At 60.6% G+C, this 24,661-nt stretch carries 23 protein-coding genes, 1 tRNA gene and 1 pseudogene; 9 read left to right on the forward strand and 16 right to left on the reverse strand.

The annotated features are described in order from the left end of the window. Nucleotide 1 precedes the first annotated feature (1 nt). Nucleotides 2-74 (reverse strand) — tRNA-Glu (locus AC3WN7_RS17555). 384 nt (nt 75-458) lie between these two features. Between AC3WN7_RS17555 and AC3WN7_RS17560 the strand changes: the two genes are divergently transcribed. Together AC3WN7_RS17560 and AC3WN7_RS17565 are read left to right on the forward strand one after the other, a co-directional pair. Then, nucleotides 459-1,217 carry a hypothetical protein gene (locus AC3WN7_RS17560; protein WP_172435660.1) on the forward strand — a complete coding sequence of 253 codons (759 nt, stop codon included), beginning with the start codon at nt 459-461 and terminating at the stop codon, nt 1,215-1,217. Between the two features lie 83 nt (nt 1,218-1,300). Then, nucleotides 1,301-1,438: a hypothetical protein gene (locus AC3WN7_RS17565; protein WP_158247843.1), complete on the forward strand. Its 138-nt coding sequence runs from the start codon at nt 1,301-1,303 to the stop codon at nt 1,436-1,438. On the opposite strand, the gene AC3WN7_RS17570 is transcribed toward AC3WN7_RS17565, so the two are convergent. The 4 genes and pseudogenes from AC3WN7_RS17570 to AC3WN7_RS17585 all read right to left on the reverse strand — a co-directional run bounded on the left by AC3WN7_RS17570 (nt 1,428) and on the right by AC3WN7_RS17585 (nt 5,911). Then, nucleotides 1,428-2,309, reverse strand: coding sequence for a methyl-accepting chemotaxis protein (locus AC3WN7_RS17570; RefSeq protein WP_442963892.1), 882 nt, complete (start codon nt 2,307-2,309; stop codon nt 1,428-1,430). The two genes, AC3WN7_RS17565 and AC3WN7_RS17570, sit on opposite strands and share 11 nt — an antisense overlap. Further along, nucleotides 2,289-3,392: pseudogene (locus AC3WN7_RS17575) on the reverse strand (HAMP domain-containing protein); the annotation flags it as partial. The gene AC3WN7_RS17570 and the pseudogene AC3WN7_RS17575, both read right to left, overlap by 21 nt. 108 nt (nt 3,393-3,500) lie before the next feature. After that, nucleotides 3,501-4,886, reverse strand: a complete 1,386-nt coding sequence (locus tag AC3WN7_RS17580; RefSeq protein WP_102674692.1) for an aminotransferase-like domain-containing protein — start codon at nt 4,884-4,886, stop codon at nt 3,501-3,503. Between the two features lie 263 nt (nt 4,887-5,149). Beyond that, nucleotides 5,150-5,911, reverse strand: a complete 762-nt coding sequence (locus tag AC3WN7_RS17585; protein ID WP_095963717.1) for an SDR family oxidoreductase — start codon at nt 5,909-5,911, stop codon at nt 5,150-5,152. 236 nt (nt 5,912-6,147) lie between these two features. Between AC3WN7_RS17585 and AC3WN7_RS17590 the strand changes: the two genes are divergently transcribed. Further along, nucleotides 6,148-7,152, forward strand: a complete 1,005-nt coding sequence (locus AC3WN7_RS17590) for an NADP-dependent oxidoreductase (RefSeq protein ID WP_095963716.1) — start codon at nt 6,148-6,150, stop codon at nt 7,150-7,152. 139 nt (nt 7,153-7,291) lie between these two features. Here AC3WN7_RS17590 and pyrF read toward each other — a convergent pair whose 3' ends face one another. From pyrF to AC3WN7_RS17645, 11 genes are all read right to left on the reverse strand, one after another. Further along, on the reverse strand, nt 7,292-7,990 hold the full coding sequence (pyrF, locus tag AC3WN7_RS17595) for an orotidine-5'-phosphate decarboxylase (protein WP_007974578.1): 699 nt from the start codon (nt 7,988-7,990) through the stop codon (nt 7,292-7,294). Between the two features lie 302 nt (nt 7,991-8,292). Beyond that, a complete protein-coding gene (locus AC3WN7_RS17600) occupies nt 8,293-9,348 on the reverse strand; it encodes an AI-2E family transporter (protein ID WP_015096426.1) in 1,056 nt (351 codons plus the stop codon). Nucleotides 9,349-9,417: 69 nt separating this feature from the next. After that, nucleotides 9,418-10,224, reverse strand: coding sequence for a DUF4892 domain-containing protein (locus AC3WN7_RS17605; protein ID WP_102674693.1), 807 nt, complete (start codon nt 10,222-10,224; stop codon nt 9,418-9,420). An 8-nt stretch (nt 10,225-10,232) separates the two neighbouring features. Further along, nucleotides 10,233-10,892 (reverse strand): glutathione S-transferase family protein, encoded by a 660-nt coding sequence (locus AC3WN7_RS17610; protein ID WP_102674694.1) that lies wholly within the window; start codon nt 10,890-10,892, stop codon nt 10,233-10,235. 50 nt (nt 10,893-10,942) lie between these two features. Continuing rightward, nucleotides 10,943-11,797 (reverse strand): alpha/beta hydrolase, encoded by an 855-nt coding sequence (locus AC3WN7_RS17615; protein ID WP_095963712.1) that lies wholly within the window; start codon nt 11,795-11,797, stop codon nt 10,943-10,945. Further along, nucleotides 11,794-12,600, reverse strand: coding sequence for an alpha/beta fold hydrolase (locus AC3WN7_RS17620; protein ID WP_095963711.1), 807 nt, complete (start codon nt 12,598-12,600; stop codon nt 11,794-11,796). The genes AC3WN7_RS17615 and AC3WN7_RS17620 overlap by 4 nt, the downstream gene beginning before the upstream one ends. 126 nt (nt 12,601-12,726) lie before the next feature. Then, entirely contained in the window at nt 12,727-13,170 is a 444-nt protein-coding gene (locus tag AC3WN7_RS17625; RefSeq protein ID WP_095963710.1) for a hotdog fold thioesterase, read from the reverse strand. Between the two features lie 32 nt (nt 13,171-13,202). Continuing rightward, nucleotides 13,203-14,870, reverse strand: coding sequence for an AMP-binding protein (locus AC3WN7_RS17630; protein WP_102674695.1), 1,668 nt, complete (start codon nt 14,868-14,870; stop codon nt 13,203-13,205). Between the two features lie 198 nt (nt 14,871-15,068). Beyond that, complete coding sequence (gene sixA / locus AC3WN7_RS17635; protein ID WP_095963708.1) at nt 15,069-15,524, reverse strand: phosphohistidine phosphatase SixA; 456 nt, start codon at nt 15,522-15,524, stop codon at nt 15,069-15,071. Next, complete coding sequence (locus tag AC3WN7_RS17640; RefSeq protein ID WP_102674697.1) at nt 15,521-15,868, reverse strand: DUF4389 domain-containing protein; 348 nt, start codon at nt 15,866-15,868, stop codon at nt 15,521-15,523. The genes sixA and AC3WN7_RS17640 overlap by 4 nt, the downstream gene beginning before the upstream one ends. 31 nt (nt 15,869-15,899) lie before the next feature. Beyond that, on the reverse strand, nt 15,900-16,925 hold the full coding sequence (locus tag AC3WN7_RS17645; RefSeq protein ID WP_095963707.1) for an NAD(P)H-dependent glycerol-3-phosphate dehydrogenase: 1,026 nt from the start codon (nt 16,923-16,925) through the stop codon (nt 15,900-15,902). A 195-nt stretch (nt 16,926-17,120) separates the two neighbouring features. Between AC3WN7_RS17645 and AC3WN7_RS17650 the strand changes: the two genes are divergently transcribed. The 6 genes from AC3WN7_RS17650 (at nt 17,121) to AC3WN7_RS17675 (ending at nt 24,659) form a co-directional block, all read left to right on the forward strand. Further along, nucleotides 17,121-19,244, forward strand: a complete 2,124-nt coding sequence (locus AC3WN7_RS17650; RefSeq protein WP_102674698.1) for a TonB-dependent receptor plug domain-containing protein — start codon at nt 17,121-17,123, stop codon at nt 19,242-19,244. Nucleotide 19,245: 1 nt separating this feature from the next. Continuing rightward, nucleotides 19,246-20,178, forward strand: coding sequence for an ABC transporter substrate-binding protein (locus AC3WN7_RS17655; protein WP_102674699.1), 933 nt, complete (start codon nt 19,246-19,248; stop codon nt 20,176-20,178). Continuing rightward, entirely contained in the window at nt 20,175-22,076 is a 1,902-nt protein-coding gene (locus tag AC3WN7_RS17660; RefSeq protein ID WP_102674700.1) for an ATP-binding protein, read from the forward strand. Before AC3WN7_RS17655 ends, AC3WN7_RS17660 begins: the two co-directional genes overlap by 4 nt. Nucleotides 22,077-22,323: 247 nt before the next feature. After that, nucleotides 22,324-22,839 (forward strand): 3-hydroxyacyl-[acyl-carrier-protein] dehydratase FabA, encoded by a 516-nt coding sequence (gene fabA, locus AC3WN7_RS17665; RefSeq protein WP_003227150.1) that lies wholly within the window; start codon nt 22,324-22,326, stop codon nt 22,837-22,839. Nucleotides 22,840-22,850: 11 nt separating this feature from the next. Beyond that, nucleotides 22,851-24,071 (forward strand): beta-ketoacyl-ACP synthase I, encoded by a 1,221-nt coding sequence (fabB, locus tag AC3WN7_RS17670; RefSeq protein WP_015096439.1) that lies wholly within the window; start codon nt 22,851-22,853, stop codon nt 24,069-24,071. Nucleotides 24,072-24,470: 399 nt separating this feature from the next. Beyond that, on the forward strand, nt 24,471-24,659 hold the full coding sequence (locus AC3WN7_RS17675; RefSeq protein ID WP_102674701.1) for a hypothetical protein: 189 nt from the start codon (nt 24,471-24,473) through the stop codon (nt 24,657-24,659). The last annotated feature ends 2 nt before the right edge of the window (nt 24,660-24,661 follow it).

The following is a 24,661-nucleotide window of genomic DNA, read 5'->3' on the forward strand; positions in this document are numbered from 1 at the left end:
GCGTCCCCTAGGGGACTCGAACCCCTGTTACCGCCGTGAAAGGGCGGTGTCCTAGGCCACTAGACGAAGGGGACACACGTACAACATTCACTCCCTGCTTCGTTTCGCTGTGTGCTTTACGCTGCAAGTGGCGCGCATTCTATGGATGGATTGAGAGGTCGTCAACCCCCTGATATAAATTTATTTAAATCAATGACTTCGACCTGCTTTTGGACGCCTTTGCGGATTTTCCGCTGCCCGGTGTTTGACGCCTATATTCTGGCACCCGCCAAGACGTTATAGTCCGCCAGTGATGGCAATCTGTATATCGCGTGCCACCATTCATAGAAGCAAGGCTGCGGCCGATATAAGCGCAGGCATGTCCGATCCAACCCTTCATGCGGGCCCAGGCGCTCAAATGCCAAGCCACCAGACTCGCATGCGTACCCTAAAAAGAGGTCTTACCGGTGACGCCACTCATGATCACCCTGCTAGTTGTAGTCGGGATCGCCCTGTTGATCGCCATTGGCTACATGAACCATGTGGTGGAAAACAACAAGCTGGAAAAGGCCCGTACCAAGATCGAGCTCAACGATCGCCTGCGACGCTGCGGCGAAATCACCGAGACTTTCCCCGGCCAGTTGATGACCCCGGCACTCAAACTGCTGTTGACCCGCCTGGAGCTCAATGTCTGCCAGCGCCTGCTCAACCTGGAAAAATCCAGTGCCAACCTCAAGGCACGGATCGCCGAACTGGAGGCCCTTGTCGGCCAGGGTGAATCGATCCCGGTCAACAATCCGCCGGCACCGATCCAGACCGAAGCCAAGGCCAAGGATGTACGTTTTCTGCTAGAAGCCCTGCACGGGCAAATCACCCGCGCGGCACAGGACGGCTTCCTGCCCCCCAGCGAAGCCAAGCGCTGGATTCGTGAAGTGCGCCACATCCTGGTGCTGCTGCACATCGAGTTCTTCAACAACCTCGGCCAGCACTCTCTGCAACAGAACCAGCCCGGGCAGGCTCGCCTGGCATTCGAGCGCGGCGTGCAATACCTGCGCAAGCAACAGGAACCACAGGTCTACGCCGAGCAACTGGAATACCTGGAAAAACTCCTGGCCCGCGCCAATGACCAGGTCATGGATCGCATTGCGCCGGTCGAAGGCGAGGTCAACCAATTGACCGAAGGCCTCAAAGACGTCGAAGCTGACGCGGACTGGAAAAAGAAAGTGATCTACGACTGATCAGCGAAAACAGAAAAGCCACCGCAAGGTGGTTTTTTTTTGCTCTTCTGTAGGAGCGAGCTTGCTCGCGATGGACTTTAACGATGACGCGCAAACTGGATAAACGTGGCGCACTTGAGCCCATCGCCAGCAATCGAGCGTCGACCGGCTGCTCCTACAGTTTCCCGGTATTGCGTGATGATCCTTTTTTTGGCCTGGCCGATGATCATTTCAAAGCCTGAAATGCCCCACCATCCCCTTCAGCTCAACCCCCAGTTGCGCCAACTCGATACTGGAGGCGGCATTGCCCTGCATCGCCAGCGATGATTGATCGGCACTGGCGCGAATACTGGTGACACTGCGGTTGATCTCTTCGGCCACCGAGCTCTGTTCCTCGGCTGCCGCGGCGATCTGCTGGTTCATCTGCTGGATCAACGATACCGCCGCCGCAATACTTCCCAGTGCGCTCTCGGTCTGCAAGGCATCGCTGACCGCCAGCTTCACCAACTCGCCACTGCTCTGGATCTGCTGCACTGACGACTGCGCCGCCGAGCGCAAAGCGCTGACCAGGCGTTCGATTTCCTCGGTCGATTGCTGGGTTCGCCTGGCCAGTGCACGCACTTCATCGGCCACCACCGCAAAGCCCCTGCCCTGCTCACCCGCACGGGCCGCCTCGATCGCCGCGTTCAATGCCAGCAGGTTGGTCTGCTCTGCCACGCTTTTGATCACACTCAAGACCGTGCCGATGTTCTGGATTTCCGCACTCAGGCTTTCAATGCTCGAGCTGGCCGAGTTGGCCGAGTCCGCCAATTGCTCGATCCGCGCCATGCTCTGGCGCACCACCTGCTGACCAGTTTCAACCTTGCCGTCAGCCGTTTGCGCCGCCAGGGCTGCTTCCTCTGCGTTGCGCGCGACATCATGCACCGTGGCCGTCATCTGATTCATCGCGGTGGCGACCTGTTCGGTTTCCTCTTTCTGCGTGCTGACTTCGAGATTGGTCTGTTCCGTCACTGCCGACAGCGATTGGGCGGAAGTGGCCAATTGTTCGATACCCGACTGCAAGCCGCTGACGATATGGCTGAGCCCGGTGCCCATTTGTTGCATGGCCTGCATCAACTGGCCAATTTCGTCACGCCGGGTCACGTCGATGGTCGCACTCAAATCCCCTGAAGCAATCTGCTGCGCCACCTGGATCACACTGCGCAGCGGCGCCACGATCAACCGGGTGATGAACCACGCAGCAACCAGCCCGACCAGCAACGCCAGAGCGGAAGAGCCGAGGATCAGCATCGAGTTCTTTTTCAGTTCGGCCTGCATTGCCTGATCTTCAGCGACATAAGCCTGATCCACCCGCTCAACCACTTGGGCTGCGCGTTGGTGCAACTGTTGATAAACGGTTTTTTCCTGTTCCAGCAGGCCGGTGTACTCGGCGAGCTTGTCACTGAAACCGGCGATATGACCCGTCACCTCATTGAGGACGGTCTGGTAACCCTCGTCCTTGACCGCGGTCTTGAGCTGCTCGGCCTGGGCCAATGCCTGGCTGGCCTGTTCGATCTTGCCCTGCCCGGCGCTGTCGTCGCCTTTGCGGCTTTGATCCAGGCGCACGCGCGCTTCATTCATGGCTTGCAGCATCAAGCGTGAAACCTGGCTGACCTGACCGGCCTGCTCGATGAATTGCGCGCCGTCCTTGCCTTCGGAATCTTTCAGCGTATAAGCGCCGTCATCGGCAAGCCCCGATTGCAATACATCAAGATTATTGGCCACGCTGGACACCGACCAACTGGCCATTTCCAGCGCCAGGTCCTTGGCCTGGGTGAGCGAGACAAACTCGTCGAAGGCCTTGCGATAAGCGCCCAGTGACTGTTCGACATCATTCATCACTGGCACATTGGCCGCCGACGCGGCCTTGAGCTGGCCGGCCAGTGCGATCAAGCCATCGACGCCCTCGTGCAGGGCATCGACGGTTTTCGGATTGCCGTGCAAGGCGTATTCCTGCTCCAGCAACCGGACCTTGAGCAAACCGCTGTTGAGCGATGACATTTGCTTGAGTCCGTCGAAGCGCTGGCTGATGGTTTGCAGGGACCACACGCCAATGCCCGCCACCAGTGCAGTCAATAACAGCACCAGGACAAACCCGACACCCAGTTTTTTCGCCATACCGAGGTTGGCAAAACGTCCTTGCACGGCCGAATTCATTGCACTTAGTCCCCTGCCAAAGTCTGTAGACGCAGATTCGCAACGGGCCAGTGGCAACACAAGGCTCTGGCGCCGGAATAATGGCAAAAAGCTACGCCAGCGTCGCTTTCAGAACGCTCGAGGTCGATCCCGAGCAGTGGCCTGAAAGAACGCACGGGCACGCGGGTCGCAAGCATAGGCCACATTGATACGCTGCCAGTCACTGACCCCACCCGAGGCGTTGAAGGCGCTCTTCGATGACAACACCACACCCAGACGGCGTGCCCGGGCCAGCACCTGATCGTAGTCGGACATTCGTGATCGCGCCCAGACAAACAGGCCTCCCGCCGGCTTGCCGAAGACTTCCCATTCGGCATCCTCGAGCATTTGCAACACCGCCAGCCGGTCGTTGTTCAAGCGTTGGCGCTGACGTTGCACCAGTTTGCCGTAGGCACCATTAGCCAACAGGCACGCCAGCACCGCCTCGCAAAATCGCGAGGCGCCCATGCCAGAGATCATCTTGACCTCGGCCAGACGCGTAATGACTGTGCAATCGGCCACCACGAAACCGACCCGCAAGGAACTGCTGAGGGTCTTTGAATAGCTGCCAACGTAGACCACGCTGTCGTCCAGCGCAGCCAGTCGCGTACCGCAACCGCTGCGCAAATCCGCATAGACGTCGTCCTCGATCACCTGCACGCCAAAGGCCCTGGCCAGTTGCAGCACACGACGCGCCACCCCGAGCGAAAGGCTGCTGCCGGTCGGGTTGTGAAAGAAGCTATTGATGAGCAGCCCTTGAGGCCGGTGCTTGGCCAGCACCGATTCGAGCACGTCCACGTCCGGCCCGCGCGGTGTTCGCGGCACCTCGACCATGTGGATGCCGTGCAGCCTGAGCAGATCGAACAGCAGCGGATAACCGGGGCTCTCCACAACCACACAATCACCGGCCTTGAACAGTGCCCGCACAATCAGGTCGAGTCCCTGACTGGCACCCGCCGTGGTCATGATCCGGTTGTCCTGCACCTGGATGTCCAGCTGCCTGAGGCGCTTGAGTATCTGTTGCCGCAAGGCTGGCAAACCCAGCGGGGTGCTGTAGTTGAACAGACTGGCCGTATCGGTACGACTGACTTGCCGGATTGCGTAAATCAGATCGTCGGTCTCGCGCCAGCTTTCAGGCAGCCCGCCACAGCCCAGCTTCAACTCACCCGACCACGGCCCGTACTCGGGTTCGGCCCCCTCAAACCACGCGGGCTCGTGACTTGCGTACGCGACCAATGCCGGGTCGGCAACCGTATAGCCGGCCCCATGACCTGCCGCCAGCATCCCCTGCGTCACCAGGCGTTCACAGGCCTGAGTGACGCTTGACTGACTGAGCAAATTGATCCGCGCGATCTGTCGCACCGAAGGCAGGCGTGTACCGGGCGATACCCCGCTGGAATGGAGCCAGCAGGTCAGCGCGTCAACAATTTGCTGTACGACGGGCACCAGCGCCTGTCGGTCGATTCTCAACTCCATGAGCAAGCAAACTCCTGTTGATTTTGCGGGAAGCAGTTAATCACAGGAGGATTCGAAGGCATGTGCGACAACGCCGCCAAAACCATTCGATCTAATTATTTGAAACACATTGCCCGGCCCCTTCGAGGAACCAAAAAAACTGTGGGAGCGGGCTTGCTCGCGAAGAGGGCGTGTCAGTCGACATATTTATTGATTGATCCACCGCATTCGCGAGCAAGCCCGCTCCCACAGGTTCCGTGTTTTCTGCATTGTGGAGTGCAGTTTCAGAACGCTGTCACGCCACCGTCCACGGCCAATGAGTGCCCTGTGGTGAAGGCCGCGCCATCGCTGCACAGATACAGCACCGCGCTGGCGATTTCTTCGACCTTGCCGATGCGACCGACCGGATGCATGGCATTGGCGAACTCGGCTTTTTTCGGGTCGGTTTCATAAGCGCGACGGAACATGTCGGTGTCGATCACCGCCGGGCACACGGCGTTGACCCGGATCTTTTTCTTGGCGTACTCAATGGCCGCCGACTTGGTCAGGCCGATCACCGCATGCTTGGAGGCGGCGTAGATGCTCATTTTCGGCGCTGCCCCGAGGCCCGCCACCGATGCCGTATTGACGATCGCGCCCCCCCCTTGCGCCAGCAGCAACGGCAACTGGTATTTCATGCACAGCCAGACGCCTTTGACGTTAACGCCCATGATTGCGTCGAACTCGTCAAGCGAACCGTCGGCCAGCTTGCCTTTTTCGATTTCGATGCCGGCATTGTTGAAGGCATAGTCAAGGCGACCGTAAGTATTGATCACCTCCTCCATCAGATTTTTCACATCGTTTTCCAGGGTAACGTTGCAGCGCACGAAGGTCGCCTCGCCACCGGCCGTACGAATCAGCGCCACCGTGCCCTCGCCGCCCGCCGTGTCCATATCGGCCACTACGACCTTAAGGCCCTCGGCGGCAAATGCCTGGGCGGTCGCGCGGCCAATACCGGCCGCCCCGCCTGTCACCACAACCACCTGGCCGGAAAACGTCATGCTCATTGTTATGTCCTCGAAGAGAATTAAGCGGGGTATCGCGCAGGGCCAGTCTAGCCATGGAGGTGCTGAACGCGGCAGCACTATCAGGACTCCGGTTGGGCGCCCATGAGTTGCAGTGATGGAACTGCCGTACCAACTATCACTGCACTGGATCAACCTGCATTCGCCGCATCAGCCAAACTTGCGGCATCGGCGCTGACCGGCTATCAACAAAGCTTCATTCATCTTGAGTGCCTGTCATGACCTCCCAGACCAATCGCCAATTCCTGCTCGCCAAACGTCCGGTTGGCGCGGCGACCCGCGAGACATTCACCTACCAGCAAGTACCGGTCGGTGAGCCGGCGGAGGGCCAGATCCTGGTCGAAAACCAATACCTGTCCCTGGATCCGGCCATGCGCGGCTGGATGAACGAGGGCAAGTCCTACATCCCGCCGGTCGGGCTCGGCGAAGTCATGCGCGCCTTGGGCGTGGGCAAAGTCATCGCGTCGAACAATCCGGGCTTCGCGGTCGGGGACTACGTTAACGGCGCCCTCGGGGTGCAGGATTTTTTCCTCGGCGAGCCGCGAGGTTTCTACAAGGTCGATCCGAAACTGGCACCGCTGCCACGTTACCTGTCAGCACTGGGCATGACCGGGATGACGGCCTACTTCGCCCTGCTCGACGTCGGCGCGCCGAAGGCCGGTGACACCGTGGTGCTCTCGGGTGCGGCCGGCGCTGTGGGCAGCATTGCCGGGCAGATCGCCAAGATCAAAGGCTGCCGGGTGGTTGGCATCGCCGGCGGCGCGGACAAGTGCAAGTTCCTGATCGATGAACTGGGTTTCGACGGTGCTATCGACTATAAGAGCGAAGACGTCCTCGCCGGCCTCAAGCGCGAGTGCCCGAAAGGTGTCGACGTGTATTTCGATAATGTGGGGGGCGACATTCTCGATGCGGTGTTGAGCCGCCTGAACATGAAGGCGCGGGTGGTGATTTGCGGTGCCATCAGCCAGTACAACAACAAGGAAGCGGTCAAGGGACCGGCCAATTACCTGTCGCTGCTGGTCAACCGCGCGCGCATGGAAGGTTTTGTGGTGATGGACTACGCCGCCCAATACGCCAGCGCCGCCCAGGAAATGGCCGGCTGGATGGCCAAGGGGCAACTCAAGAGCAAGGAAGACATCGTCGAAGGACTGGAGACTTTCCCGGAGACGCTGATGAAATTGTTCAACGGCGAGAATTTCGGGAAGCTGGTGCTGAAGGTTTGACCCGATATTTGAACTAACCCCAAAACCACTGTGGGAGCGGGCTTGCTCGCGAATACGGTGTGTCAGCCGACATATTTATTGACTGATCCACCGCATTCGCGAGCAAGCCCGCTCCCACATTTTGATTTTCGGTGTCGGGTTAAGCCAGTTCAGCCACGACCGAGGCCAACGCCTTCGCCGGATCAGCCGCCTGGCTGATCGGACGGCCGATCACCAGATAGTCGGAACCGGCATCCAGTGCCTGACGTGGCGTCAGGATGCGACGCTGATCGTCCTGGGCACTGCCCGCCGGACGAATCCCCGGGGTCACCAGTTGCAGCGACGGATGTGCCGATTTCAGCGCCTGGGCTTCCAGGGCCGAGCACACCAGGCCGTCCATCCCGGCTTTTTCCGCCAGGGCGGCCAGGCGCAGAACCTGCTCTTGCGGCTCGATGTCCAGACCGATACCTGCCAGATCTTCACGCTCCATGCTGGTCAACACGGTTACGCCGATCAGCAGTGGTTTGGGACCGCTGCGCTGATCCAGCACCTCACGGCACGCGGCCATCATGCGCAGGCCGCCGGAGCAATGCACGTTGACCATCCACACGCCCATTTCCGCAGCGGCCTTGACGGCCATCGCGGTGGTGTTCGGGATGTCGTGGAACTTGAGGTCCAGGAACACTTCGAAACCCTTGTCGCGCAGGGTGCCGACGATTTCCGAAGCACAGCTGGTGAAGAGTTCCTTACCGACTTTGACCCGGCACAGCTTCGGGTCCAACTGATCGGCCAGCTTCAGTGCGGCGTCACGGGTAGGGAAATCCAGGGCGACGATGATAGGAGTCTGGCAGGCGGACATGAGTGGGCTCTCAGGCAAGTCGAAATCGGCGCGCATTGTAGCGGAACCAGCGCCACTGCGGGACCCGATGATCGGTAAATCGTCGAAATGGCTCAGGCAAGACTAGCCCCCGAGGCCATAGGGCAGGCAGTTGACACTGGAAGAACCCCCGGGTGGCGGTCTGAGTGCAGTTATCCGTCTACCACGTATTTGTAAGCCACACAGCCCCTTTGTGGGAGCGAGCCTGCTCGCGATGAGGCCCTGTACCGCAACAAAAAGCCCACTGCCCCTCAGCGGCTCAGTGGGCTACGGATCCTGGACCTTCAGGGCAGGCGATCCTCAGCCCGTGCCTGAGTCTTGCTCCAGTCGATCAACAGGCTATAGGCCACCGCCAGTAATGTCGGGCCGATAAACAGGCCGATAAAGCCAAAGGCAATCAACCCGCCAAACACCCCAAGCAGCACAATGACCAGCGGCAGGTTACCGCCACGGCTGATCAGGTACGGCTTGAGCACGTTGTCGACACCGCTGATGACGAATGTGCCCCAGATGCCGAGGAATATGGCCATCCCGTACTCGCCTTTCCAGGCCAGCCACGCGGTCGCCGGAATCCACACCAGCGGCGGCCCCATCGGGATCAGGCTGAGCATGAAGGTGACAATGCCGAGTACCAGCGCACCCGGTACGCCAGCAATCAGGAACCCGATCAGCGCCAGGATCGCTTGGGCCGCCGCTGTGCCAATTACACCGTTCACCACCCGCTGCACCGTGCCTGCCACCAGTTCAATGTAGTAGCCGGCCCGTTCACCGATCAGCCGTTCCAGCAATGTGTGCACAAACGCCGCCAGGCGCGGTCCGTCACGATAGAAAAAGAACACGAAGACCATGCTCAGGGTCAGTTCGAGAATACCGCCGCCGATCTGCGCGCTGCGCGCCAGCAACCAGTTACCCACCTGCCCCAGATAAGGCTTGAGCGCCACCATCATCGCCGCGCCCTGCTCATCGATGCTGTTCCAGATCCCGACCAACCGCTCGCCCACCAAGGGAATCGAACCCAGCCAGACCGGTGCTTCGGGTAACCCCTCGACCTGCGCATCCTTGATGAATGCGGTGGCATCACGCACATGATCGGCAAGGTTGAAACCCAGCCACACCAGCGGTGCCGCGACCAGCAACATCCAGCCCAGTGTCAGCAATGCCGCCGCCAGAGACTCGCGGCCATTGAGCCAACGGGTCAGCAAGCGCATCAGCGGCCAACTGGCAAATGCCAGGACTGCGGCCCAGAACATCGCCGACCAGAACGGTGCCATCACCCAGAAGCTCGCGCCGAACAGCACCACGAGCAGGATCTGCACCAACAGGCGATCGTTATTGATCATCGAAAATCCCGAAAATATCAGTCAGCAAAAGAGTAGACGAACGCAGTATGCACGCTCGCCCGGTACAGCCTACCGCAATAGCTCGATGTGCAGGCCAGAGCCCTCGGCACTGCCGGCTTCCATCCGCGCGGCACGCACGCCCTGGGCAATCAGGGCCTGACGCCAGGCTTCGGCGTTCGCTCCGGAAATACTGACCCGCAAGGTGGTGTCCAGATTCAGTCCGCGGGAAATCAGGCGCAGCCAGGTCTCGTCTGGTGCACTGTTCAACGTGGAAAAATCCAGTTCGCCGGTGCTCTTGAGCTCACGCAGCAAGGTCGCGGACGTCGGAAACAACTCGCCCAGCGGTGCCGAAGCGTCGAACTGCTCGACATGCAGGTAGGCTTTGCGATTACCGCGGGTGATGCTGTACAGCGCGACGAGCGTGTTATCCCGTGGCGCGGCAAGTCGCAGCAGCAAATAGGCTTGTTGATCGTCGGCACCGTACAGCTTGGCGTTGCCAAAGACTTCATTGGCCCAGAGGCTGCTTTCGCCGCAATCGCGCGCCTGGCACCAAAAGAGCAACCCGGCGTCCTGTTTTTGCAAAGCCTCGCGGGCCGCGGTGAACGCCTCGATGGATGAATGCTCCGCTGGCAACTCGTAGGTCACCGAAGTGACGTTGCCGCGGGCACTGACCTGACCGTCGAAACGTAACTGGCCACTGATCTTGCGGATCGAGCCCAAGGGGTAGATCCGCTCCAGTTCGGCGGCAGGGCGATAGTCGACAATCTGGGCGTCGACCATGCGCGGCACTATTGGCAGGTCCTGACTGCCCGGAACATCGGCGGCGAACAACAAGGGACTGAAACTGCACAGCACCAGCAAACTGAATGAACGCATGGATAGACTCATCGGATCAGCATGGCCTGGGCGCCCTTGATGACACTGGCTTCATCGGCGCGTTGCGGTACCTGCAGACCACGTTGCACCGCCGGCCGGACCTCCAGGGTGGTCATCCAGCGTTGCAACGCCGTCAAGCCCTCCACCGAGACGCCCGACCACTCGTAACCGCGCACCCAGGGAAAGGTGGCGATGTCGGCAATGCTGTATTCGCCGGCGAGGAACTCCACGCGTTGCAAACGCGTGTCGAGCACTTCGTAGAGGCGACGGGTTTCATGCTGATAGCGGTCGATGGCGCCCTGGAGTTTTTCCGGAAAGTAGCGGAAGAACACATTCGCCTGGCCCTGCATCGGGCCGATGCCACCCATCTGGAACATCAGCCACTGCAACACCAGCGAACGTCCCTTCGGGTCGCTCGGCATCAGTTTGCCGGTCTGTTCTGCGAGGTAAATCAGGATGGCGCCGGACTCGAACACGGCGAAATCGCCGTTGGCGCGGTCGACAATCGCCGGAATCCGGCCATTGGGGTTGATCTTGAGGAAGTCCGCAGACTTCTGCTCCTTCTTGTCGAAACTCAAGGCATGCACCCTGTAGGGCAGGCCGAGTTCCTCGAGCACGATAGAGACCTTGTGGCCATTCGGGGTCGCAGCGGTGTAGAGATCTATCATGGTTGTCTCCCTTTTCAACCCGCCAAGCCTCGACAGTTGCCCGGCGCAAGTCAAGGAATGGCGAAAAACCGATTGAAACAGTCTGCGACAAGATCGGCACCGGACTCGTCATTCAGGTGCAAATGGTGGCCGCCTGGCAGTTGTTCCCGGCTAAAGGGTAGACGCTCCAGCAACTCGGGGTGTTTGGCGAGCATGCCGTCGGCAGCGACCACCAGCGTTGCAGGACATGTGACCCGCTGGACGAAGGCCATGGCCTGCTCGGTGGTCAGGCGCAGCGGCGATGGCAGCGTGAGGCGATTGTCGGTGCGCCAGGTATAACCACCCGATACCGGCATCAGACCACGCTGCGCCAGCAGTTCCGCGGCCTCGCGGCTGACCGCCACCAGGCCCTTCATGCGCGCTTCGATGGCACGGTCGAGGGTGTCGTAGACCGGTTTGCGTTTCTCTCGCAGATCCAGTTGCGCCTGCAGGGCCATGCCCATGCGCTCGGCAGCGTTTTCACCTTTGTCTGTAGGAGGAATGATGCCGTCGATCAACGCCAGGTGGGTGACCCGCTCGGGCATCGACCCGGCGATGATCAGCGAAGCGATGGCGCCCATCGAATGCCCCATCAGCGCAAACTTCTTCAGTCCAAGCTGTTCGGCGACTTGCAGCACATCGTGGGCATAGTCCCACATGGCGTAACCGGCTCCTGGCGGGCGATGCCCGGAATGACCGTGACCGGCCATGTCCAGCGCGATGATGCGCAGGCCTTTGAGTTTGGGGGCCAGTCGGGCAAAGCTGTTGGCGTTGTCCAGCCAGCCATGCAGGGCAATGACCGGCAAACCGTCTTCAGGACCGAACAGGTGCGCTGCCAGTTCGATGTGCGGCAGGTTCAGGCGGACTTCTTCGACGGCGTGGCTCATGCACAATCCTGTTGTTGACGACCGCCCCAGCGATGGAACAGGCCTTTGAGCATTTGCGCGGTATCAAGGGGACGCTCGAGCGGAAACATGTGGCCGCCGGGCATGGTCAACGACTCGCCCAACGGCAGGCGGTCGACCGAACTGGCGTGATGGCGCATCACCACGCGGCTGTTGTGCCCGCGAACCACCGCCAGTGGCACTTGCAACTTGCGGGTGCTGCCCGGGCTGGTGTGCGGCACGCCGCGATAGATGCTGATTTCCGTGGCCGGGTCGAACCGCAGGCGCAGCTTGTCGCCGACCTGGTGCAAGCCATGTTGCAGGTAGGCATCGAAGCATTCGGGGTCGAAACCGCGAAACAGGGTTTTACCGGCAAAGTATTTCCGGGCACTTTCCAGGTCGGTGAACTCTTCACGGCGACCCAGGGTACGGCCGGCCGGCGTCAGACGGTCGATGAAACCGAAGCGTTTGGCCGCACGTATGACCCATTGATCGGCTCGGGTCAGCACTGGCGAGTCGAGCATCACCACCCCGCGATACAGCTCAGGGCAGCGCAAGGCCGCATGCAGGTGCAACACCCCGCCGAAGGAGTGACCGACGCCCCACACGGGTTCAGCCTGTTGTTGCAGGTGATGGATCAGCTCATCCACCAGGTTGTACCAGTTGTCGTCCGCCGGGTAACGCGGGTCGTGGGCGTGCTGCTCCAGATGCGTCACCTGAAACTCGGGTGCCAGCGCCGCAAACAACTTGCCGTAGGTCCCCGAAGGAAAACCATTGGCGTGGGCGAAAAAGATCTGTTGCGACATACCTGCAAATCCATGAGCGAAAACAGACGTTGATTGTCCGTAAGACCGTGTCCTACAGCAATGACCATAACTACCAGGAATGGTGGCAGGAGCTGCCGCAGGCTGCGATCTTTTGATTTCAAACCGTCAACGTAACGGCGGATTCTCACCCAGCGGCACCACCGCCATGGTCAACCGCGACACACAGCTGGCCTTGCCCTCATCGCTGGTCAGCCGAATGTCCCAGACATGGGTCGTGCGGCCGATGTGGATCGGCTTGGCCACCGCCGTCACCCGCCCGCTGCGCAGGCCGCGCAAATGGTTGGCGTTGATTTCCAGGCCCACGCAATAGAACTTGCTGGCATCGATGCACAGGTAGCTGGCCATCGAGCCGACCGATTCGGCCAGCACCACCGACGCGCCGCCATGCAGCAAGCCGTAAGGCTGATGGGTACGGTGATCGACGACCATGCTGGCGGTCAGGGACTCATCGTCAAAAGCCTCGAAACGGATGTCCAGCACTTCGCCGATGGTATTTTTCTGGATCGCGTTCAACTGCTCGATGTTCGGGGTGGTGCGCCACAGACTCATCGCAGGGGTTCCTTGCTGGTTTTGTTGGTGGATCAATCCTGCCACAGCACCGCTTCGCTGCGCTCGCTCCATTCTTCAAAACGCTCACCGTACGCCGCCTCGATCACATTGCGCTTGATCTTCAGCGTCGGGGTGAGAAAACCGTTTTCCACGGCCCAACTGTCCTTGACCACCACCAGGCGCCGCAGCTGTTCATGCTTGTCGAGCGCGCCGTTGACCTCTTCCAGCAGCTTTTCCAGGCTCGAATGCAAACCGGCGCGTGCGGCCCCGCCGGCATCCTGTTGGCCGACCGCCGACAACACGCACAACCCCAACGGTGCACTCAAGCCATCACCCACCACGCACACCTGTTCGATACGCGAATGCACGGCCAGGCGGTTTTCAATCGGTGCTGGCGCCACGTATTTGCCTTTGCTGGTCTTGAAGATTTCCTTCAGGCGCCCGGTCAGGCGCAGATTGCCTTCGGCGTCTTGCTCGCCCTTGTCGCCGGTGCGCAGGAAGCCATCCTCGCTAATGGTGTCGGCGGTTTTTTCCGGTTCCTTGAAATAGCCGAGCATGGTCGCGCCACTGCGTACCATGACCTCCCCCGTCTCGGCGATCCGCACTTCAACTTCCGGGCACGGCTTGCCGATCCAGCCCGGTTTGTTCTGGCCTGGCATGCCGATGTGGGAGTAACCGCAACTCTCGGTCATGCCGTAGACCTCCAGCACGTCCAGTCCCAGTTTGCGGTACCACTGCAACAAGGTCTGCGGCACCGGAGCCGCGCCGGACAACGCGATGCGCAACGCATCCAGACCCAGCCCGACGAGGACTTTATGCCCGACCCGTTTGCCGATGATCGGCAGGCCAAGCAGGAAGTCGAGACGTTTTGCCGGGATCTTGCTGTACACGCCCATCTGGAATTTGGTCCAGATACGCGGCACGCCAAACAGTGCGGTCGGACGTGCACGCTGCAGGTCGGTGAGGAAGGTATCGAGGCTCTCGGCGAAAAATACCGTTTGGCCGGTATAAATGGACGCAAGTTCGACGAACATCCGTTCGGCAACGTGGCACAGCGGCAAGTAGGACAACAACCGGTCCGACTCGTTGAGGCCAAACAACGCAGTGCCGCGTGTGGTGGCGAACCCCAGAGTGCCGAAGCTGTGCATCACGCCTTTTGGCATGCCCGTGGTGCCGGAGGTGTAAATGATGGTCGCCAGTTGATCGGCGGCAGGTTTCGGATCGTCCTGGATTGGCGAACTGCCTTGCAGGTCGGCCCAACTGAAATCGAACGCACCTGGCGGATGCAGGGGCAGGCTGATGGTCGGCAGGTCGGGGCTGACGCCACGGGACATGCCTGGCCAATCATCGAGCTTGCCGATGAACGCCAGCGCCGCCTCCGAGTGTTCGAGCACCTGGGCAACCGACTCGGCGGTGAGGTTGGGGTACAACGGCACCGAAACATGCCCGGCCATCCAGATCGCCAGGTCGGCAATGATCCAGTGCGCACAATTCTTCGAGATCAGGGCGATATGGCTGCCCTGTGGCAGTTCCCGTGCTCGCAGCCAGTGGGCGGCACAGCGTGCCTGATGACCGACATCGGCCCAGGTCAGGGTCTCGACCTGGCCGCCGCCGACAGGCTGGACCAGAAAGCGCTGACGGGGATGACGGGCCTCACGCTCGTAGAAAACGTCCAGCGGCAAACGAAAAGCAGCAGACATGACTCGCTCCTGTGTTTTTGTTCTGGAGCAAGCGTAGTCAACCAAGCAAGTGCTTGGTTGACTATTTCATACAAAACTTTTCGGGTTATGACGTACCTGTGGGAGCGTGACTTGCCCGCGATGCAGGCTCCGCGGTTTATCAGGCATAGCCGAGTCGATGCCTTCGCGGGCAAGCCACGCTCCCACAGAAAAGCGGCGCTAAGGATGCTTGATGCTGTCGAGCGTCATCGACCCGACCAGCAATTCATCTGCCTTGAGCTCGGCCAATCCCGCGGTGCTGACCTTTTCCGGCGGATATCCGGCGCCGTGTTGCAGGTAGCTCAGCAAGTTCCCCACCAGCGGGTTGTGGCTGACCAAAAGGACGTTGCTCACGGAAACAAGTTGCTCGGCGACTTTATCCGGGTCGGTTTCCGGGGTCAGCCAATCCACGGTGCGGATCTCGGGCTCGAAACCCAACGCCTCGCGCACCAATTGTGCCGTCTGCTGCGCGCGCAGATAGGGGCTGGCATAGATCGCCGTCAGCGGCTGGCCCATCAAGCGCGCGGCGCTGCTCAACACCTCCTTACGACCGTGGTCCGTCAACTCCCGCTCCGAATCGTGGGGCCGGGAGCCGTGCGGTACAGCTTCACCATGACGCAATACCCAGAGTTTCATAGCTTGGGTTCCTCATCTCGGGCCGGATGCGGTGCCGGTGCCACGACATGCGGCGCCTCACCTTCCAGTGTACGCGGCGTCGGCCAGTCGGCGAACGGCCAAGGCTTCTGGTCGCTGTGAAAGCTGCCGAAACGACCGATCTGCGCCAGAAACTGGCTCAGGCTGTCGCCGAAGTTCATCAGGCTGGCGCTCGGGGCGCCATAGAACAAACGATAGATCAACTGCACCAGCACGACGGCGCCGAGGATGAACTGCGCGACTTGCCACACCAGCACGAAGACGATCATCCACAACACGCGCAGCAGGATGGATTCATACTTGGCTTCTACTTTTGGATCGTTCATGCGCAACTCCCTGCTTTTCTGGCAAGCGTGATTAATTGAAACCACTGGTGGAAATAAAGTCGACGTCGGTTTTCGGCTCGCCACGCATTAACAGACCGATGACCTGCTCCAGCGTGCGGCCTTCGAACAGGATTGCGTGCAGCCCGGCGACCAGCGGCATGTACACACCAACCTCCTGGGCCTTGGCCTTGAGTACCTTAAGGGTGTTGACCCCTTCGGCGACTTCGCCCAGGCGCGTGACGGCCTCGTCCAGGCTCAGGCCCTGGCCGAGGGCGAAGCCGACCTGATAGTTGCGGCTCTTTGGCGAAGAACAGGTCACGATCAAGTCGCCCACACCGGCCAGGCCCAGGAAGGTCATCGGGTTGGCGCCCTGATTCACCGCGAAGCGGGTCATTTCCGCCAGTGCCCGGGTGATCAGCATGCTCTTGGTGTTTTCCCCCATGCCCAGCGCCACCGCCATGCCGGCGATGATCGCGTAGACGTTTTTCAACGCCCCGCCCAGTTCCACGCCGAAACGGTCGGCGCTGGCATAGACACGAAAAGTGCGGCCGTGCAGCGCGGCCTGAACCTGCTGGCACAGTTCTTCGTCTTCACTGGCGACCACCGTGGCCGTCAGCGCATGTTCGGCAATTTCGCGGGCCAGGTTGGGGCCGGACAGGACACCGATGCGTGCCTGCGGGGCGATCTCTTCGAGGATCTCGCTCATCAACTTGAATGTGTGGGCTTCGATGCCTTTGGTCAGGCTCACCAGCATTTTGCCGGTCAAGCGTTCGGCGTGCGGCACCAGCACCGAGCGCAGCGCGCTGGAGGGCAGTGCGACGAAACACAGCTCGCAGGCGTCCAGAGTGGCTTGCAAGTCGGTGACCGGGGTAACACCGGGCAGAATCTTGATGCCTTTGAGGTAACGCGGGTTTTCGCGATTGACCCGAATGGCCTCGGCCTGTTCGGGGTCACGCATCCACTGAAGGACCTGATGCCCGTTCTCGGCCAGCAGATTAGCCACGGCGGTTCCAAAACTTCCGCCTCCCAGGACCGCAATCGGGCGCTGTTCAGTCATATGCAATCCGTTAATCCATACCAGTGGCGATGTCGGCATTATACGGGGCAGCCCATCGGCGGCCAGCCCCGACATCAAATACCTGCACCCGCAGGAAGAAGACCAATAAAACCGAGGAAAATGCAGACATCGTGAATGGAAAAGTCATTCGGCTCGGTTAACATGCGCGCCATCAATCACTGACAGGGATGTGTTGTGTCTCCGGGTGCTCCTTCACCGCGTTCGCCTCTGGTACTGGCGCTGATTTTCAGCTCGCCGGTGCTGGCCGACGACCTGTTTCTGGACAGCGAACCGCTGCCGCAAGTGCTCACGGCCACGCGCCTGAAGCAGTCGCCCGCTGCCGTGCCGGGCAGCATGACGGTGATCGACAGCGCCCTGATCCACGCCAGCGGTGCCCGCGACATCAGCGAACTGCTGCGCCTGGTGCCGGGGATGATGGTCGGCAACATCAGCGGCAACCAGGCGTCGGTGAACTACCACGGCACCAATGCGACGCAAGCGCGACGCATGCAAGTGCTGATCGACGGGCGCTCGGTGTATCGCGCCGGCCTGGCCACCGTCGACTGGAGCGACATTCCGGTGGCCATGGAAGACATCGAGCGCATCGAAGTCTTTCGCGGGCCCAATACCGTCAGCTACGGCGCCAATGCCCTGATGGCGGTGGTGAACATCATTACCCGGCGGCCGGCCGACAGTCACGGTACGCGCATGAAGGTCACCCGGGGCCAACGCGGCATCAACGACTTTTACGCCAGCCAGGGCCTGGGCTGGGAGGATGGTGACATGCGCCTGTCCCTGTCCGGCCAGCAAGACGACGGCTTCGACACCGACCGAACCGGCGCTGATTACCATGACAGTCGTCGCCTCGATCGCTTCAACCTCGCCGTCAGCCAGAGCCTCGACGAACGGCAAAGCCTTGATTGGCAATTGAATGCCAAGGACGGCACCAACCAGCGGCCCTATACCTACCGGCCGGTGTTTCCGGGAATTACCCGCGCCGGCAACGACTCCGACGTCACCGCCAAGGACTACGCCGGGTCATTGCGCTGGAACCTGGACATCAATCCCGATCACAGCCTTTATATCCAGGGCTCGGCCCAACACTGGGATCGCCAGCAAACCTGGCGCGCCTGCGACGCAGAAATCTCGTTCAGCCCGCAATTGACCGAGCTCTGGCAACTGAACCCGAACTACACCGAACGCCTTGCCCGCAACATCACACGCTTCACCGGCCGTGGTGCCCCGGCTGGCACACCCGCCGAGCAGGCGCTGGCCAACCAGGTACTCGATCAATGGCGCAACGGTGCGAACCAGACCGTTTGCGGTGACATCGACCAGAGCACCCGGGAAACGCGCTACGACCTTGAACTGCAGGACACCCTGAGCCTTGCCGATAACCTGCGGCTGGTCAGCGGGATGAACTATCGTTACGACCGGGCGGATTCCGAGACTTATTTCAACGGCACACTCGATGACAAGACCTGGCGGGTGTTTGGCCAGATCGAGTGGCGTGCCAGCGAACACTGGCTGCTGCAAGGCGGTACCATGTTCGAAGATGCCCGATTGATCGGCAGCTCACTGACACCCCGCGTGGCGGTCAACTACCTGATCAACCCGCGCCACGGCTTGCGTGCGGTGTACTCCGAGGCCATCCGTTCGCCGGACATGTTCGAGAACAACGTCAACTGGAGTTATCAGGTCACCAACCTCAGGCCTGGTGCCTTTGGCCAGTCCAGCGCCCGTTACTTCGTCAAGACCCGTGGCCCCGGCGACCTCGATCAAGAGCACATGCGCTCCCGGGAGCTGGGCTACAACGGCTACTTCCCCGAAGCGGGGCTGGCACTCGACGTGAAGCTGTTCCACGACGAAATCACCGGCATGATCAGTGAACCGCTGCGCAACAATCAGTACATCGCCAGCAACGCCAACAAGGAGCGTTTTTCGGGAGCCGAAACCCAGCTCGACTGGCGTGTCGGCAGCTTCGATCGGCTGCGACTGACCTTTGCCTACGTCGATGCCGACGCCAGCAATCCGCTGGATGCCAGGCAGACTGCAAGCAACAGTGGTTCGGCCGGATGGCTGCGCGATTGGGGCCAGGGCTGGAACAGTGCGCTTTTCTATTATGGCGACGACGCCCTCAACGGCTACCGCTTCGAACGGGTCGATGCGCGCATCGCCAAACGTATCGCCCTGGGCAAGGCCAGCCTGGAGCTGGCCGGGGTGCTCCAGCAACGCCTGGACAATCAGCCGACCACCTTCATCGATAACCATTATGACCAGCGCCATGTGATGTACTTCAGTGCTGAGCTGGAACTTTAAGATGCCGTATCGCCCGGCCTGGAGAACACCGACCTTGGGCCGGTTACTGGCGATGCTTTGCCTGTTGTTCACCGGCATGCTGGGCAGCCAGGCGAGCAATGCGGCCGAGATTTTGCTCACGGGGGCCGAAGACAGCCCCGGTGTGCGGGCGTTTACCCGGGCCCTGAGCGAGTTGCGACCGAACGACAACGTGCGATTCCAGGCGCTGGCCAGTTTGCCGGTACCGGAACAACTGCCGGAAAATATCCGCTTGATTCTCCTCGACCTGCCCAGCCTCGACTGGCGCCTGCAGGACGACCAGGGCCCGGCGACACTGGTGCTGCGCATCAACCGCCTGCAAGCCCGGCAGCGCTTGAACAGCTCGCTGCCGGCGCGCCTTTGCCTGCTGTGGAGCGATCCACCGCCGGACCGCCAGTTACGCCTGACCCGCACCCTGTTGCCCCAAGCCAAACGCATCGGCGTGCTCTACGACAACCACAGTGAATTCCTCTTGGATGAACTGCGTCAGGCCGCCCTCCCCCTGGGCCTTGAGGTGGTCACCCAACGCTGGAACAACATTCACGACAGCCGCCCGTTACAGACCTTGCTCAAGAACAGCGACGTGTTGCTGGGACTGGACGACGCCGACCTGTACAACCCGCAAACCGCAAAGAACCTGCTGCTGAGCAGCTACTCGCGGCAAATGGCACTGATCGGCCCCAACGCGAGTTTCGTCAAGGCCGGGAGCCTGGCCAGCACCTACAGCGACCAGAGTGACTGGCTGGCGGTCCTCGACGAATTGCTCGACCGGCCACCGGCCACCTGGCCGCGCTCGCACTATCCCCATCGATTCAAGGTCGCGAGCAATCCCCAGGTGGCGCGCTCCCTGGGTATCGAAGAGATAAACGAAGCGTCTGTCGCCACATTGCTGGCTGAAGGAGAACGCCGTCCATGAGCCTGCGCCGTCGCTGGGACATCAACACCCGCACCCAACTCATCAGCCTCGGCCCTGCCCTGCTGCTGACCTTGCTGCTGATCAGCTTCTTCACCTTCGTGCGTATCCAGGATCTGCGTCAGGAAATCTCCCACACCGGCCAGTTGATTGCCAACCAACTGGCCCCCGCCGCCGAGTACGGGGTGATTTCGGGCAACAGCGAAGTGCTTGAAACCTTGCTCAAGGCGACGCTGGCCACGCCCAACGTGAGCTTTCTGGAAGTCCAGGACAGCGCCAACCGGGTTCTGGTATACGTCGAACAACCGAACGAACACCACAATCGCGCGCAACAGCTCGAAGTGTTCCAGGCACCCATACGGCTCCAGCGAATCGCTTTGCACAATGACTTTTTCCAGAGCAGCAAAACCGCCACTGCCGCCCCCACCGAGGACTACCTCGGCCGGGTGATCGTCGGGCTGTCCAACGATGCCTTCAGCCGGCGCCAGCAGGAAATCGTGCTCAAGGCTGCCATTCTGGCGCTGTTTGCCCTGCTGTTTACCTTCCTCGTGGCCCGACGCCTGGCGAGCAGCCTGTCGCAACCGATCCGTGATATCGGCAATGCCGTCAAGGCGATCCAGGCCGGCGATTACAAAACACCGCTGCCGATTGTCGATGACACCGAGCTGGGGGCACTGTCGCAACACATCAACAACCTCGCCAGCGGTCTCGAACAGGCCAGCCGCGAACAGCATCAGGCCATGGCGCAGTTGATCCAGACCCGCGAAGAGGCGGAAAAAGCCAACAACGCCAAATCCGACTTCCTCGCCATGATGAGCCATGAACTGCGCACGCCGATGAATGGCGTACTGGGCATGCTGCAGTTGCTGGAAACCACCGACATGACCGAAGAGCAGGTGGAGTACGCGGCGCTGGCCTCGGAGTCCACCGAGCACTTGCTCAAGGTCATCAACGACATCCTGGATTTCTCGCGTATCGAACGTTCGGAGCTGGAACTGGAGCACATCCCCTTCAACCTCGCCGACCTGATAGGCAGTTGCGCCCAGTCGTTCCAGCACAGCGCCGCGCAACGCGGTCTCGACCTGCAACTGATGATCCCCGACGACATGCGCGGCTTGCAGGTCAAGGGCGACCCGACGCGTATCCGGCAGATACTGGTCAACCTGGTCGGTAACGCGCTGAAGTTCACCGAGCAGGGCCGCGTCACCCTGGAGGCGCAATGGCAGTCGCTGGATCACGAACTGCTGTGGTTCACCTGCACCGTGCGCGACAGCGGCATCGGCATCCCGGCCGAAAGCCTGGAATTGATGTTCAACGCTTTCCAGCAGGCCGACAGCTCCATTTCAAGGCGCTACGGCGGCACCGGACTGGGCCTGCCGATTGCCCGCACCCTCGCCGAGCGCATGGGCGGCACCTTGCGCGCGCAGAGCGAGGAAGGCCGCGGCTCGGTGTTCACCCTGGAAATTCCCCTGGCCCTGCACCAGCAGACGCAGCCACTGTTGCTCCCCCGCGCGCAAACCGGCAACAGCGACGGCGAAGGGCGCAATGTGCTGCTGGTCGAAGACAACCCGGTCAACCAGACGGTCATCGAAGCCATGTTGCGCAGCCTGGGCTTCAAGGTCAGTGTCGCCGCCGACGGCGCGCAGGCGGTACGCAGTGCCGAGAGCCTGATTTTCGAAGCGATCCTGATGGACTGCCGCTTGCCGATCATCGATGGCTATGAAGCCACCCGGCAAATCCGCCAGTTACCCGGGTGCACCGACCTGCCGATCATCGCCCTGACCGCCAATGCCTTGCAGGGCGATCGCGAGGCCTGTCTGTCGGCTGGGATGAACGATTACCTGGCCAAGCCATTCAAACGGACTGATCTGCAACAAATTCTGCAACGGTGGGTGCAGTAGTACAGGCCTTTCGACCATCTGTGACTGGCGTGAAAGGCGAAAGTGCGGCAGTCTTAGGCACCTCGACAGGCCCGAAAAGGGGCTTGAATAATAATTTCAGTGCACAAGTGTACATTCATGTCCTTGGTGCTGTGACTTTCACCACAACGCAATAGTCTATGAGTAGGCTGCCGGTTCGAGGCATGAACGCTTCGATCGGCCGGGAAGATTTGCCCCACCTGCCGCATGGGACTATTGAGGAGCTCGCATGACCAAACAAAACGCCTTTACCCGGGAAGACCTGCTGCGCTGCAGTCGCGGTGAGCTGTTCGGCCCAGGTAATGCGCAACTGCCCGCCCCGAACATGCTGATGGTTGATCGCATCACCCTGATCAGCGAAGAAGGTGGCAAGTACGGCAAGGGTGAATTGGTCGCCGAGCTGGATATCAATCCGGACCTGTGGTTCTTCGCCTGCCACTTCGAAGGCGATCCGGTGATGCCGGGCTGCCTGGGCCTCGACGCCATGTGGCAACTGGTCGGTTTCTTCCTGGGCTGGCAAGGCCTGCCGGGCCGTGGCCGTGCGCTGGGTTCGGGCGAAGTGAAATTCTTCGGCCAGGTCCTGCCGACCGCCAAGAAAGTCACCTATAACATTCATATCAAGCGCGTCCTCAAGGGCAAGCTGAACCTGGCCATCGCCGACGGTTCGGTCACTGTCGACGGTCGCGAAATCTACACCGCCGAAGGCCTCCGGGTCGGCGTGTTCACCTCCACTGACAACTTCTAAGGGTTATCCGCATGCGCCGCGTCGTTATCACTGGTCTGGGCATCGTTTCTTGCCTGGGCAATGACAAAGAGACCGTCTCCGCTAACCTGCGTGCAAGCCGCCCTGGCATCCGGTTCAACCCGGAATATGCCGAAATGGGTCTGCGTAGCCAGGTTTCCGGCTCCATTGACCTCAACCTTGAAGAACTGATCGATCGCAAGATCTATCGCTTCGTCGGCCATGCGGCAGCTTATGCCTACCTGGCCATGAAAGACGCCATCACCGACTCGGGCCTGACCGAAGAGCAGGTGTCCAACCCGCGTACCGGCCTGATCGCCGGCTCCGGTGGCGCATCGACCCTGAACCAGATGGAAGCGCTGGACATCCTGCGCGAGAAAGGCGTCAAGCGCGTCGGCCCATACCGCGTCACGCGGACCATGAGCAGCACCGTCTCCGCTTGCCTGGCCACTCCGTTCAAGATCAAGGGCCTGAACTACTCCATCGCTTCTGCCTGCGCCACCAGTGCTCACTGCATCGGTACCGCCATGGAACAGATCCAGATGGGCAAGCAGGACATCGTCTTCGCCGGTGGCGGTGAAGAAGAGCACTGGAGCCAGTCGTTCCTGTTCGACGCCATGGGCGCCCTGTCCAGCAAGCGCAACGACACTCCGGAACAGGCCTCCCGTGCCTACGACGCCGACCGTGACGGTTTCGTCATCGCCGGCGGTGGCGGCATGGTCGTGGTCGAAGAGCTGGAACACGCTCTGGCCCGCGGCGCGAAGATCTACGCGGAAATCGTCGGCTACGGCGCGACCTCCGACGGCTACGACATGGTTGCCCCAAGTGGCGAAGGCGCGATCCGCTGCATGCAGCAGGCGCTGTCCACCGTCGATACCCCGATCGACTACCTGAACACCCACGGCACCTCGACTCCGGTCGGCGACGTCGCGGAAATGAAAGGCGTGCGTGAAGTGTTCGGCGACAAGGCTCCGGCCATCAGCTCCACCAAGAGCCTGTCGGGTCACTCCCTGGGCGCCGCCGGCGTTCACGAAGCGATCTACTGCATGCTGATGATGGAAGGCAACTTCATTGCCGGTTCCGCCAACATCGACGAACTGGACCCTGAAGTGGCCGACCTGCCGGTGCTGACCAAGACCCGCGAAAACGCTACCATCAACACCGTGATGAGCAACAGCTTCGGTTTCGGTGGCACCAATGCCACGCTGGTACTGAAGCGCTGGGAAGGCAAGTAATTTCCCGCTGCTGAGCCGTACATGAAAACGCCCCGACTGGTTCGGGGCGTTTTTTTTTCGTCTGAAAACAGGGCACACCACATCCTTGTGGGAGCGGGCTTGCTCGCGAAAGCGGTGTGTCAGCCGACATCCATGTTGAATGTTAAATCGCTTTCGCGAGCAAGCCCGCTCCCACAGGTTTTGCATTCAGCCTGCAGTTTCATCGTCGCAAACATGAAACCTTTGTCATGAAACTCAATGACCTGCGACCGAATGTCGCGTGGTTAGCGGGCTGCAGGACTGTTTCCGTTTTTGCAAAGAACCATTACCAAAGTCGGTTATTTACTTAGCAAGCTACCAAAATCTATAACAGAAGCCTGCACACGCCTTGCTGCAGATAACAGAGATTGGAGCTAGCAGATGACTGTCAAAGTAACTGAACGCGACGATTCACATAAATCCCACGAGGGTGTAGCCGCCGGCATCCGGATCTGGGACGTGCACCAACAAGACCTGCTGGTCGGCATGTTCCATTCCGAGGCCGACGCGCAAAACTACAGGGCCGAACTGGAAATGCTCGAGCGTAAACGCGAGTTCGCTACCGGTTGAAA

It is taken from the genome of Pseudomonas sp. FW305-70 (assembly GCF_058783925.1).